Here is a 12,336-nt window from a genome sequence, read left to right as displayed (position 1 = left end):
GGCGCGAATCTGAAAGATCGCGAGACGCTGTAACACTTTAAATTTGCTGCATAATTTTCACCTTAAATCGATTCCGATTTAAGGAATTATGCAGTAGCGCCCGCTGGCGCTCGCGCCATCGGCAAACCGGCGGCCAGCCGCTTGCAGACGCTCTGCCATCAAGCGCCGCTCCCAGGCAAGCGCGGTTTCGACGATGGCTTCAAGGCCCGGATGCTGCGGCTGCCAGCCGAGAAGGCTGGCGGCGCGCGCGGGATCGGCAATGACGCTGGCAGCGTCGCCGGGCCGTCTTGCATCGAAGACCACCGGCAGGCTGACGCCTGCAACAGTCTCCACGGCACGCAGAACCTCAAGCACGCTTGCACCCCGGCCATAGCCGCAATTGACCGGGAGGCTTTCGCCCCCGGCTCTCAGATAGTCCAAGGCCTTGAGATGGGCCATGGTGAGGTCGTCCACGTGAATATAATCGCGCACGCCGGTGCCGTCGGGCGTGGGAAAATCCTGCCCGAAAATCCGGATTTCATTGCGCAGACCAAGAGCCGCCTCACAGGCGACCTTGATGAGATGGGTGGCGTTGCGGGTGGATTGGCCTGCCCGGCCCAGCCGGTCGGCGCCTGCGACATTGAAATAGCGTAGGGCGGCATAGCGAAAGCCCGGCGTGGCGCGGGCCGTATCGGCCAGAATGGCCTCCGTCATCAGCTTGGAGCGGCCATAGGGATTTTCGGGCCGGGTCTCGCACGCCTCCGTTACCGGCGCATCCGTGGGCGGATTGCCATAAACCGCAGCCGTGGATGAGAAAATGAAGTGGCGAATGCCTGCCTTGACGGTTTCCTCGATCAATGTCTGCGAGGCCAGCGTATTGTTGCGATAATAGCCCAGCGGATCGCGCAGGGAATCCGGCACCACGGCAGATCCGGCAAAATGCAGCACGGCCTCGATGGCATTTTCGCGAAAGATCTGCCGGAGCATGTTGGCATCGGCGATGTCGGCGGCATAAAAACGGGCAAAAGGCGCCACGGCATCACGAAAGCCGGTGGAGAGGCGATCGATGATCACCACCTCATGACCCGCGGCCGCAAGCGCCCACGCCATATGGCTTCCGATATATCCGGCGCCACCCGTCAGCAGAACGGCCATGCCTCACCTTTCCTCATCTTGCCGCCGCAAAGGCCTTTGCGAGCGAGCGCGCCTTGAATTTGCAAGGTCACATGCATCGCAAGCTAAGCCGGAAAGATCTTTCCTAACGGGTTAAGCCTTTGGGAAAAGAGGCAAATGCAGCTTTCTTTTATAGGCAATGGCTAAATTCGGGTTAACGCAAAGGCGTCAATGCGAGGGATTATGGTCAGAGCGCTTTCACATATCGGCTCAAACGCTCTGCCGCATCCTGCATTTGCGCCGGGTCGCGCAGGAAACAGGCACGCAGAAAATACTCGCCGCCAGCGCTGAAGGCCGAACCCGGCGCAAGTCCAACGCCGGTCTTGTCCACGATGTCGAGCGCGGCAAGGCGGCTGTCGGTCACGCCGTCGATTTGCAGGAAGCCGTAAAGCGCGCCATCCGGCTTGACGGAGCGCACGCGATTGGTGGCAATCAGCGCATCCAGCAGAATATCGCGCCCGGCTCTGGCCCTTGCAATATTCTGCCTGACGAATTCATCGCCTTGGTTCAAGGCCGCCACCGCCCCCCGCTGCATGAATTGCGCCACGCCGGAAGTGGCATATTGAATGAGATTTTCAATAACCTGCCCGATCTGCGGCGGCGCGACCAGCCAGCCCACCCGCCAGCCGGTCATGGACCAGTTCTTCGAGAAGGAGTTGGCAAAGATCACCCGATCCTCCGGCTCCATCACATCGAGGAAGGAGGCCGCACGCAGGCCCTGACCGTAATGATAAAGGGCATAGATCTCGTCGGCGAGGATCCACAGGCCGTGTTTGCGCGCCAGCGTCAGGATTGATTTAAGATCGTCAAGCCCTGCCGTCCAGCCGGTCGGGTTTGACGGTGTGTTGATGAAGAGCGCCCGCGTCTTCGGGGTGATGGCCCGCTCCAGCTTGCCTATGTCGAGATGCCAGCCACCGTCACGGTAGTCGATTTCGACGCCGACCGACCTTGCGCCGGCAAGATCGATGGCCGAAACGATGTTGGGCCAGCAGGGCGAAAGATAGATCATTTCATCGCCCGGCTCGGTCATCGCCTGCACGGCAAGCGCAATGGCCTGCATTCCCGAACCGGTAACATAGAAATGCTCCGGCGACAGATCGGCGGAGAAATGACGCTGGTAATAGGCCGACAGCGCCTGTCGCAATTCGGGAATGCCCCGCTGCCAGGTATAGAAGGTCTCGCCGTCGAGAAGGGCCTGCGAGGCCGCACGGCTGATAAAATCAGGCGTTGCAAGGTCGCCTTCTCCCGCCCAGAGCGGCAGGAGGTTGTCGCGCCCACGGGCGTAATTGATGATCTCGACAATGCCGCTTTCCGGCGCGGACACGGCACGGCGGCTCAGGCTTTCGACAAATGACATTCAACACTCCCTCATCTTGCCTCTTCATAGAACAGGAGTGCTGAAAAATCCCATGATAATGCTTGAGCCACCGATCAATTGCAGTGATGGAGCTAACCGTTTGTCTCCGGTCCGGGATGCGCGGGCATCCCCAAACCTCGGGAGGTCGCGTTACTGCGAACGGGCTTTCAGCAGGTCGCGGATTTCTGTCAGAAGCTGCACATCGGCAGGCGGCGGAGCGGCTGGCTTGCCGGCCTTTTCCTGATGTTCCATCTGCTTGCGCAGCGTGTTGACACCCTTGATCATCAGGAAAATGATCCAGGCCAGAATAAGAAAATTGATGACCACGGTCAGAAAATTGCCATAGGCAAACACCGCTCCCTGCTTGCGCGCTTCGGCAAGCGTCTGGGCCGTCACCGATGAGCTGAGCGGCAGAAAGTAGTTCGAGAAGTCGAAGCCACCAAACACCACGCCCACCACAGGCATGACGATATCATTGACCAGCGAGGTCACGATAAGGCCGAATGCACCCCCGATAATCACGCCTACGGCGAGATCCATGACATTGCCTCGGGCAATGAAAGCCTTGAATTCATTCAACATGATTGTCTCCTTTACAGCGCAGCACATTTTTTAGGACAATTATGCGCTATCCCCCGCCGCAAGTTTGCAGCAGCTTGTTGACGAAGACAAGCAGGCATTGCTCATATTGCGCCGCACACTGCCTTCTCCAAAACGCAAATGCGCGAAATGTCAAAGAGTTTCGACTTTATGCCGAGAGCCCGCCGATTTTAAATCATTGCCTTATGCCGTAAGGTGAATGACTGGAAGGGGAGGATGAGGATGCTTCCGGCATGGCTTATCATGGCAGCAGCCATTGCCTATCTGCTGCTGCTTTTTGCGGTGGCAAGCTTTGGCGACCGGCAAAGCCGCGTGCGGGGCGTGGCTGCGGGCGGCAGGCCGCTGGTCTATGGGTTGTCGCTGGCGGTTTATTGCACCTCATGGACCTATTTCGGCGGGGTTGGACTGGCGGCAAACCGGGGACTGGAATTTTTTGGCATCTATATCGGCCCCATCCTGATGATGACCTTCGGTATGCCGCTCATCCGCCGGATCGTCGAGATCGCCAAGGCCGAACGCCTGACCTCAAGCGCCGATTTCTTAGCGGCCCGCTACGGCAAGAACCCGCTTGTGGGCCTGCTTGTCACCGTGATTTCGCTTGCCGCCGCCATTCCCTACATTGCACTGCAACTCAAGGCGGTTTCCAGTTCCGTCGCCACCCTGGTCGATCCCGGCAGCTACGGCATTGGCACCGGCAATCTCTATTTCCTTGATCTCGCCCTGATCGTCACGCTGACACTTGCCTGTTTTTCCGCCATTTTTGGCACGCGCCACACGGATGCCACCGAACATCAGGACGGCTTGATCCTTGCAATCTCGATGGAATCCGTTGTCAAGCTGTTCGCCTTCTGCACGCTCGGCCTGACCGTGGTCTTTATTCTGTTCAAAGGCCCGGCCGATATTCTGGCGGCGGCGCGTGGCAGTGAAAAGGTCATGCAGGCGCTTTCCCACGAAACGCCCCTCAGCCGGTGGCTGCTGCTGATTGGGCTTTCGGCCTTTGCCATCCTGCTTTTACCGCGTCAGTTCCATGTGATGGTGGTGGAAAATCGCACGGCGCGCGAGCTGAAATGGGCGGCCCTGCTCTTGCCCGCCTATCTGGTGGCCATCAATCTTTTCGTGCTGCCGGCGGCAATCGGCGGCATCATCGCCTTCGACGGCAAGGGCGATGCCGATCTTTACGTGCTGTCGCTGCCGCTGGTGCATGACCTGCCAGCGGTGACGCTCATCACCTTCATCGGCGGGTTTTCGGCGGCCACCGCCATGGTCATCGTGGAAACCGTGGCGCTTTCCATCATGATTTCCAACGACATCGTGCTGCCCATCCTGCTGCGGCGCAATCTCACGCAAAGGCGCGCTCCCACCGCCAGCGCCGCCCGCAGCGTGCTGTTCATTCGCCGCACGGCAATCTTTCTCGTGCTTTTGCTGGCCTATGCCTATTACCGGCTTGCCGACGACAGCCGGGGGCTGTCCTCCATCGGGCTTCTGGCCTTTGCCGCCATCGCGCAGATCGTGCCGTCGCTTCTGGGAGGGCTGGTCTGGCGCCGGGCCAATGCGCGCGGTGCTCTGGCCGGTCTCAGCCTCGGCTTTCTCACCTGGATCTATACGCTGCTTCTGCCAAGCTTCGGGCTGGACGCCCACAAGGCGCTGGCGCGCGATATTCTGGCCTTTCTCTTTCCCGGCATCGGCGCCTTTGCCGATCTCCACGCCGACCCGCTGCTGACGGCAACGGTGCTGAGCCTGCTCGTCAACAGTCTGGCCTTCGTGCTGGGCAGTCTCAGCCGCAATCCGCGTCCGGTGGAGCGCATCCAGTCCGGCATTTTCGTGCGGCGGCATTTGCGCTCGCAGTTTGCCACGCGCGGCTGGAAGACGAGAGCCAGCATCGGCGATCTCAAGGCCGCCATTGCCCGCTATCTCGGCCAGGAGCGCATGGAGCGTTCCCTCAGAAGCTATGAGCGCAGCATTGGCCGCAGGCTGGACGACGAAGCCCTGGCAGACATGGCTTTCATCCATTTCACCGAGCAATTGCTGGGCAGCGCCATCGGCTCGGCCTCTGCGCGGCTGGTGCTATCGCTTATCCTGCAAAGGGCGGAGGATACCTCCGCCGATACCGCATGGCTGCTCGATCAGGCCAGCGAGGCGCTGCACTACAATCAGGACATGCTGCAAACCGCCCTTTCGCAGATGGATCAGGGCATTGCCGTTTTCGACAGCAGCGGGCGGCTGACGATCTGGAACCGGCGGTTCCGCACGCTTCTCGACCTGCCGGAACAGATGGGACAGGTGGGCGTGCCGCTGGAAGCCATCGTCAAGCTTCTGGCCGAGCGGGGCGATATAGATGCCGCACGCGAGGCCGACATCCTGGCCGATTTCCACCATCTCGACGCGCCGTTTCAGCTCGTGCTTCAGAACGGCGAACAGATCATAGAAGTGCGCAGCAACGCCCTGCCGGACAAGGGTCTGGTGGCAACCTTCACCGATATATCGCAAAAGGTTGCCGCCGACCGCGCCTTGAAACAGGCCAATGAAACACTGGAACAACGGGTCGGCGAACGCACGGCGGAGCTCACCCGCGTCAATCAGGCGCTGGCGGAGGCCCGCGCCGCTGCCGATGAGGCCAATATCGGCAAGACGCGCTTTTTCGCAGCCGCCGGTCACGATATTCTCCAGCCGCTGAACGCCGCCCGGCTCTATACCTCCTCGCTGGTGGAGCGGCTGGGCCAGTCACCGGATGCGCTTCTCGTCCACAACATCGATTCGGCGCTGGAATCGGTGGAAAGCATTCTGGGCGCGGTGCTGGATCTTTCCCGCCTCGATACGGGGGCAATGAAACCACGCTTCTCCACCGTCTCGCTCAGGGATCTTCTGGAACGTATCCGCACCGATTTCGAGCCCATGGCGCGGGAAAAGCGGCTGGAGCTGAAAATCATGCCCACCTCGCTGATGGTGCGTAGCGATCCCAACCTGTTGCGGCGGCTGGTGCAGAATCTTGTGTCCAATGCCATCAAATACACCCCATCCGGCCGGGTTCTGGTGGGCGCAAGGCGGCAGGGCGATCAGGTGGTCATTCAGGTCATGGATACCGGCATCGGCATTCCCCCCTCCAAATTCCGCACGGTGTTCAAGGAATTCGCCCGGCTCGATGCGGGAATGCGCAGCGCCTCGGGCCTTGGCCTTGGGCTTTCCATCGTCGATCGCATCGCCCGCGTGCTGAAACATTCCGTGGACTTGAGGTCACAGCCGGACAAGGGAACGAGCTTTCGCGTGACCATGCCGCTGGAGCGGCGAAAGCCCGCCGAAGCCGCAGCGCCACCTGCAAACCCGCAACCCTCCGCAGGGTCCGCCCTGCAAGGCGTGCGCGTGCTGTGCATCGATAACGAACCGGATATTCTGGACGGAATGCGCCTGCTTTTGAGCGGCTGGGGATGCACGGTTCTGACGGCCTCCTCCATCGCCGAAGTCGAGGAGGTGATGGAGGCCCGGCCTGGTGCAGGCAAAGCTGCCGATAAAGCCATGGTGGATGTGGCCGTAGCCGATTATCATCTGGATGACGGCAGCGGCATCGACGCCATCCTGCGGCTGCGCGACCTTTGCGCAGACCCCGTTCCGAGCCTGCTGCTGACCGCCGACCGCAGCGCCGAAGTGCGGGCGCTGGCCGAAAGCCACGCCATAACCGTGCAGCACAAGCCGGTGCGGCCGGCCGCCCTTCGCGCCTATCTGACCCAGACAGCCGCAAGCCGGCGCTTGGCCGCAGAATGAGGCCGCGACACGGGATGGCCTTGAAATTTTCCTGAAAACGCCGCGGAACCGACAGGCTTTGCGTCCATTGTAAGGATGTGCGCATGATTGCAAGCACCCCGATGGCGGCCGTGTTATCCCGCCGCCGAACCCGGAAGGGCACGGCTTGTCAAAGCTCGCCTGCCCGATCAGGAAAGGATGTCTCCCATGACACAAGCCAAGAATGGCGATACCGTTCGCATTCATTACACAGGTCTTCTGGCCGATGGCAGCCAGTTCGACAGCTCGCGCGAACGCGAGCCGCTGCAATTTGAAATCGGCGCGGGGCAGATCATTCCCGGACTGGAATCCCAGGTGGATGGCATGAATATCGGCGACAGCCAGCGCGTGACCGTGCCTGCCGAGCAGGCCTATGGTCAACACGACCCTGAAAAGGTGCAGCAGGTCTCACGCTCGCTTATTCCGGCCAATATCAATCTCGTTCCCGGCACTCGCCTTCAGGCCCAGAGCGGTAACGGTGCGCCCATGGTGGTGACTGTCACCGAGGTTGCAGATGGCGTCGTGACCATCGACGCGAACCATCCACTCGCCGGTCAGGATCTGATCTTCGACGTGGAATTGCTGGACATCGTACAGGCGGCATAAAGCGTTTTCAGCGAAAGCCTGTCCGGTTTTAAGTCCGGACGGGCGTCAAGAATGGATGTTGGAGCAGCCGGATGAACCCGGCCTCCCCTTTCCCTGAAAATTCTCTAACTATTTGTTTTTACGCATTTCAAGGCGGAAAACCGGCCTCCACTTTTGCGTGACATGCTTTAACGCAACTCCCGCAGAGGTGCGGCTGCCGGGTTGGCGCGCGCGAGGACATTTTCGGCAAACCGGAAGCCGTCGCGTCCGCCGTTTTTGACGGCATAAAGGGCATTATCGGCGGCTGCAATCAGCTCATCGGCCCTTACCCCGCCGTCCGGCACGAACACGGCAACGCCGATACTGACGGTGACAATTTTCTTGGGATTGCCAGCGTGGGCAATAGCCAGCGCACGAACCGCACGGCAATAGCGCTCGGCCACCTCGCGGGCGCCAGCCGCATCGGTTCCAGGTAGAACCAGAACCATTTCCTCGCCGCCGTAGCGGGCGGCAAAATCGGTGCTGCGGCGCGCGGCGCGGACAAGTTCTCCCGCCACAGCCCGCAAGCAGTCATCGCCAGCCTGATGACCATACCGGTCGTTGAACAGTTTGAAGTGATCGATATCGACCATCAACAGGCTCAGCGGTTCATGGCCACGGCGGGCACGGGCGAACTCCACCGACAACCTCTCGTCAAAGGCGCGACGGTTGAACAGGCCGGTAAGGCTATCGGTAAAGGCTGCCTTTTCGAGATCCCGGTTCATGCCGCGCAGAAATTCCTCTGCCTGGCGGGTGCGCGTCACGTCGGTATAGACCGCGATAATGCCGCCGCCGCCAACGCTGCGGATACGGGCTTCGAGAATGCGCCCGTCCCAGAGCCGAACCTCGCCCGTGCCCGGAGCAGGAAGGGTCGGGAGGCTCTCGCCCGCAGCGGAAGCGTCGTCGGCGATCTCCTCTCCGCACGCCTTGGAGGCCGCGACTATATCGCCGAGTTTTGCGCCCGGCACGCGCATTTCCGCCGTCTTGGAAAACAGCGAGCGGTAGCGCTCATTACAAAAGACCAGCCGCGCTTCACGATCGAACATCACGAGCCCATCGGCCATGTTGGACAGCGCGTCCGAAAGCTGCCGCCGGCTTTCATCCAGCTGCCGCTCCAGTTCCTTCTGCTGGGTAATATCGCGATTGTGGGTGAAAAGCCCGACGATGTCTCCGGTTCGTGGATCGCGGATCGGGTTCTTGAGCGTCGAAAACCAGCCACGGCGTCCATCGGCCATCACGAAGGGCTGCTCTATATGCATGGCCTCGCCCTTCTCATAAACCTTATCCTCGTCGGCCTTGTAGCGGGCAGCCATGTCCGGCGGATGCAGATCGGCATCCGTCTTGCCGATGAGGTCATCGGGTGATTCCAGGTTGAAGGATCGGGCGGTTGCCGTATTGGCAAGAATGAACCTTCCCTGTCTGTCCTTGGCATTGAGACTTTCGGGATAGGTTTCGGCCATGGCCTTGTGAAAAAAGGCAAGGCCGATCTCTTCCCTGTGGCGAGCCTCCGAACGCATCAAAAGCCCCGCAAACAGCGTTGCCACACATTGCAGGGGCGCAAGCCAGACAAGCTTTTCCAGCGCCGTTGCCCACATCTGCTCCGGCAGGAGGAAGATCGTCAGGCCGGGCGCAATACCTGTGCCCAGCGTCACCAGAAACAGGCAATAATTGCGAAACAGCGCATGATCATTGCGAAGGCCGATATAGACGCCAAGCGCGGTGGACAGGAGGATATTCAACAGGCCAGCCCCGAGGCCCGCCCCTCCAACCCAGAAACGGTAGAGGCTGGCGATCGTCGCTGCCGCAAGCCCCACCAGCGGCCCGCCCACCATGGCAGTGAGCGACAGGACGAGCGTTCGCATGTCCACGAAAATCCCGGTGGCGATGTGAACCGGAAACACCATGGCCGAAACCGCCGTCAAGCCTCCCAGAAGGCTGTGGCCCAGTGGTTTCAGCCCCGGAGACTTCCCCTCCAGCCACAAGTCCAACCTGCTCCACACCACCGCAAAGAGAACGATCAGTGCCGCGTTCGACAGAAGCGACGCCGAAATATGCTCCACCATGATGGCTCTTCCCCTATCCCATTTCGGTCAGGCTAAGCCCATCTCGTTAACCGATAATTGAAAGAGCGCTCATGCACGTAAAAATGGCATATTCGAATATCCAGTAGTGCAAAAATGGTCATATTCCGCCCTCCGTTTCCTCATCGCAAAACCGCTCTACACTTTTGCGCGACATGCTCTCTTCCCCGCATGTCGTTATCGCAAAACCGCTCTACACTTTTGCGCGACATGCGGTATCTCTACCTGCGTGACCGAAGAGCCCGTATCCGCATCGCTGCCGCCTGTTTTCCTGCGCTGGTTTTCCGCGAAGGGCTGGACGCCGCGTCCCCACCAGCTCAATTTGCTGGCGCGGGCGCAGAAGGGCGAAAGCACGCTGCTGATCGCCCCGACCGGCGCGGGCAAGACGCTTGCCGGTTTTCTACCCGCCCTGGCCGATCTGTCGAAACGCGGCCGAAAGGCGCCGGGCGAGGGCTTTCGCGGCGTGCATACGCTTTATATTTCGCCCCTCAAGGCGCTGGCGGTCGATATTGAGCGCAACCTGATGAAGCCCGTTTCGGAGATGGGGCTTGCCGTCAGTATCGAGACCCGCACCGGCGATACGCCGCAATCCAAGCGTCAGCGACAGAAGCTCAACCCGCCCGACATCATGCTGACCACGCCGGAACAGCTGGCGCTGCTGATCGCCAATGGCGAGGCCGCCCGCTTTTTCAAGGATCTCCGCTATGTGGTGCTGGATGAGTTGCACGCGCTCGTCACGTCCAAGCGCGGCCATCTGCTTTCGCTGGGGCTGGCGCGGCTGCGCAGGCTGGCGCCCGCCTTGCAAACCATCGGCCTTTCGGCAACCGTGGCCGATCCGCCGGAATTGCAGCGCTGGCTGGTGGGTCAATCCGGAGAAAGCGAAAACCTCGCCGGTCTTGTAACGGTGGCTGGCGGGGCGAAACCGGACATCACCATTTTGCAAACCGGGGAACGCATTCCCTGGGCAGGCCATTCCGCCCGCTATGCCATTGCCGACGTTTATAAAGTTCTCCATCAGTTTTCCATGACGATCATCTTCGTCAACACCCGCTCGCAAGCCGAGCGGGTGTTTCAGGATCTGTGGACCATCAATGACGACAACCTGCCGATTGCCCTGCATCACGGCTCTCTGGATGTCAGCCAGCGCCGCAAGGTGGAGCAGGCCATGGCGGAAAACCGGCTGCGGGCGGTGGTGGCAACCTCCACGCTCGATCTCGGCATCGACTGGGGCGAGGTCGATCTCGTGATCCATGTCGGCGCGCCGAAGGGAGCAAGCCGTCTGGCCCAGCGCATCGGCCGCGCCAATCACCGCATGGATGAGCCGAGCCGCGCCATTCTGGTGCCTGCCAACCGCTTCGAGGTGATGGAATGCCAGGCAGCACTCGACGCCAATTATCTCGGCGCGCAGGATACGCAGAGTGTGGGAGACGGGCCGCTGGACGTGCTGGCCCAGCACGTGCTGGGCATGGCCTGCGCCGAGGCCTTTGATGAAGACGCGTTTTTTGCGGAAATCACTTCCGCCCTGCCCTATCGCAACCTGTCCCGCCACACCTTCCGGCGCATTGTCGAATTTGTCGCCACCGGCGGCTATGCGCTCAGAACCTATGAACGCTATGCCCGCATTCGCCAGACGAAGGAAGGCAAGTGGCGGGTATCCAATCCGCAGGTTGCCCAGCAATACCGGCTCAATCTCGGCACCATTGTCGAAGAGGCGATGCTGAATGTGCGGCTTGCCAAACGCAATCATCTGGGCTCTCTCGGCCGGGGCGGCATGACGCTTGGCAAGGTGGAGGAATATTTCGTCGAACAACTCACCCCCGGCGACACATTCCTGTTTTCCGGCAAGACCCTGCGCTTCGAGGGCATCCGCGAAAGTGAATGCCTCGTTTCCAATGCCACTTCCCGAGACCCGAAAATCCCTGCCTATGCGGGCGGCAAGTTCCCGCTCTCCACCTATCTGGCCGATCAGGTGCGCGCCATGCTGGACGACCGCGCCCGCCGCGCCGCCCTGCCCGATCAGGTGCGTGACTGGCTGGAAATTCAGCGGGAGAAATCCATGCTGCCCCGGCGCGGCGACCTGCTGGTGGAAACCTTTCCGCGCGCGAAGAAATTCTACCTGGTGCTTTATCCCTTCGAAGGCAGGCTGGCGCACCAGACGCTCGGCATGTTGCTGACCCGGCGGCTGGAGCGGCTGCGGGCAAGGCCGCTCGGTTTCGTGGCCACCGATTACGCGCTGACCGTCTGGGGCTTGCAGGACATGGGCGCCATGATCGCCACGGGAAGGCTGAAGCTTTCCGAACTTTTCGAGGAAGACCTGCTGGGCGATGATCTCGAAGCATGGCTGGATGAATCCGCCATGCTGAAGCGCACCTTCCGCACCTGCGCCATCATTGCCGGCCTTATTGAAAAACGTCATCCCGGCAAGGAAAAGACCGGACGTCAGGTGACGGTTTCCACCGATCTGATCTATGACGTGCTGCGCAGTCACGAACCGGACCATATTCTGTTGCAGGCCACCCGCATGGATGCGGCAACGGGACTTCTGGACCTCAGGCGGCTTGGCGATATGCTGAAGCGAATCAAGGGCCATATCGTGCATAAGGCGCTGGAGCATGTTTCGCCGCTGGCCGTGCCGGTCATGCTGGAAATCGGCCGTGAAAGCGTTTCCGGCGAAGCGCAGGACGAGCTTCTGGCCGAAGCTGCCGAAAAGGAACTGATCGCCGAGGCGATGGGATGACCAAAACGGAT

The 12,336-nt window shown here is 60.7% G+C and carries 7 protein-coding genes; 3 read left to right on the top strand and 4 right to left on the bottom strand.

Annotated elements, in window-relative coordinates; translation table 11 throughout:
• Nucleotides 1-78: 78 nt before the first annotated feature.
• The 3 genes from galE to mscL form a co-directional block, all read right to left on the bottom strand.
• Nucleotides 79-1,134 (bottom strand): UDP-glucose 4-epimerase GalE, encoded by a 1,056-nt coding sequence (gene galE, locus T424_RS20245; protein ID WP_051558797.1) that lies wholly within the window; start codon nt 1,132-1,134, stop codon nt 79-81.
• A 205-nt stretch (nt 1,135-1,339) separates the two neighbouring features.
• The gene (locus T424_RS0104955) at nt 1,340-2,509 is read right to left on the bottom strand and encodes a pyridoxal phosphate-dependent aminotransferase (protein WP_027486736.1); all 1,170 of its coding nucleotides are present in this window, start codon (nt 2,507-2,509) and stop codon (nt 1,340-1,342) included.
• Between the two features lie 150 nt (nt 2,510-2,659).
• Nucleotides 2,660-3,091, bottom strand: coding sequence for a large conductance mechanosensitive channel protein MscL (gene mscL / locus T424_RS0104950; RefSeq protein ID WP_027486735.1), 432 nt, complete (start codon nt 3,089-3,091; stop codon nt 2,660-2,662).
• A gap of 240 nt (nt 3,092-3,331) precedes the next feature.
• On the opposite strand from mscL, the gene T424_RS0104945 reads away from it, so the two are divergent.
• Nucleotides 3,332-6,865 (top strand): hybrid sensor histidine kinase/response regulator, encoded by a 3,534-nt coding sequence (locus T424_RS0104945; protein WP_027486734.1) that lies wholly within the window; start codon nt 3,332-3,334, stop codon nt 6,863-6,865.
• A 186-nt stretch (nt 6,866-7,051) separates the two neighbouring features.
• Nucleotides 7,052-7,489, top strand: coding sequence for an FKBP-type peptidyl-prolyl cis-trans isomerase (locus T424_RS0104940; RefSeq protein WP_027486733.1), 438 nt, complete (start codon nt 7,052-7,054; stop codon nt 7,487-7,489).
• 167 nt (nt 7,490-7,656) lie between these two features.
• Here the strand turns inward: T424_RS0104940 and T424_RS20240 are convergent, their stop codons facing one another.
• A complete protein-coding gene (locus T424_RS20240; RefSeq protein WP_051558796.1) occupies nt 7,657-9,570 on the bottom strand; it encodes a diguanylate cyclase in 1,914 nt (637 codons plus the stop codon).
• Nucleotides 9,571-9,817: 247 nt separating this feature from the next.
• Here T424_RS20240 and T424_RS0104930 point away from each other — a divergent pair, with 247 nt between their 5' ends.
• Nucleotides 9,818-12,325 carry a ligase-associated DNA damage response DEXH box helicase gene (locus tag T424_RS0104930; RefSeq protein ID WP_027486732.1) on the top strand — a complete coding sequence of 836 codons (2,508 nt, stop codon included), beginning with the start codon at nt 9,818-9,820 and terminating at the stop codon, nt 12,323-12,325.
• The last annotated feature ends 11 nt before the right edge of the window (nt 12,326-12,336 follow it).

The organism is Allorhizobium undicola ORS 992 = ATCC 700741, assembly GCF_000621665.1.
Lineage (GTDB): Bacteria > Pseudomonadota > Alphaproteobacteria > Rhizobiales > Rhizobiaceae > Allorhizobium > Allorhizobium undicola.
The sequence above is the reverse complement of the archived record's forward strand: the minus strand, read 5'-3'. Positions and strand labels throughout refer to the sequence as shown.